The sequence below is a fragment of the Lysobacter sp. Root690 genome (genome assembly GCF_001427785.1).
Lineage (GTDB): Bacteria > Pseudomonadota > Gammaproteobacteria > Xanthomonadales > Xanthomonadaceae > Lysobacter.
The window spans coordinates 521,096-522,407 of sequence record NZ_LMHM01000018.1 but is presented as its reverse complement, the minus strand read 5'-3'; the positions used below and the strand labels follow the sequence as shown (position 1 = coordinate 522,407).

The window sequence follows — 1,312 nt, the reverse complement described above, 5'->3', positions numbered from 1 at the left end:
GTACGAACCGCCGGTCGGGCCACTGGCCAGATCGGTGGAACCACCGGTCTGCGAGATCGCGTCAGGCGAGAAGTTGCCCTGTTCCTTGCGGTGCTCGTAACCAACCGCCAGGCTCAGGTCACCGGCCGGCAGGGTCGCCAAGGTGCCGCTGAAGTTGACGAAGTAGTCGGTGGTCTTGGTCTTACCGAGCGCCTGACCGTTCTGGTACAGGTACTTCTGCACGTTCGGGTCGTTCAGACCGTTGGTTCCGGCGTAGCCGAACGGCAGCAGCGGGTTCCACGGGGTGCACTGGCCGCCGCCGACGCCCAGGGCGATCGGGTTAGCGGTGGTGCCGCACTGGACCTGGCCCTGCGCATTGAGGAACGACGGACCGACCGCGCGACGCACGTTGGCGACGTTGAGGTTACCGGTGCTGATCTGGGTGGCCTTGTTCTCGTTGTACAGATAACCGGCGTCCCAATCCCAGATCTTGCCTTCGCCCAGTTCGAACGAACCGCTGAAGGTGCCGGTGAAGCGGTACGAAGTCAGGCTGTTGCGGACCTGACGCGGCACTTCCCAGCCGCGGCGCACGAAATGTACGTAGGTCGGCTCTTGACCGTCCGGCAGCGTGCCAGCTTCGTCGGCCTGGGTTCCGACCGGGTTGTAATAGCTGTCGACCGACATCGGGGTGTTGAAGCCCGGCGAAAGGACGGCGGACTGGAACGGATAACCGGCGTTCTGGGCGAAGGAGTCGCGGTCGTTGTACTGGATGTCGGTGTCGAAACGCAGCCAGTCGGCGATGTCGTAGCCGGCGTTGACGAACAGCGACTTGCGCTCGATGCCGCTGTAGACGGTTGACTGCTCAGCTGGATTCGACACGTCGACGGCGCCGTTGCGACCGCGGAAGTTGGCGATGTTGCGCGGGTCCAGACCCGGGACTTCGCGACGCAGGAAGCGCGGAGCGCCCATTGCATCCTGGCCGTTGTCCAGGACTTCGCCCGTCGGGATCAACAGCGCGCCCCATTGAGTCGTGCCGGACAGGCCACCTGCGCGGGGTGGGGATTTCTCACCGGTGGGGAAGCGACGGATGGCGAACCAGCGGTCACGCGCCCAAACCGGATCTTCCTTCGCGTATTCGGCGCCGATGGTGACCGAGCCGCGATCGCCGGTGAATCCCATGGTGAAGTCGTAGCTCTGACGCGTGCCGTCGCCCTGGCCCCACTGGCCGATGTAGGCGTTGGCTTCGGCGCCTTCGAAGTTCTTGCGGGTGATGATGTTGATCACGCCGGCGATGGCGTCGGAACCGTAGATGGTGGACGCGCCGTCCTTGAGC

Annotated in this window: 1 pseudogene; it reads right to left on the bottom strand. The window is 64.6% G+C overall.

The window, feature by feature from the left end:
- Nucleotides 1-1,312 (bottom strand): annotated as a pseudogene (locus tag ASD86_RS28140) (TonB-dependent receptor); the annotation flags it as partial.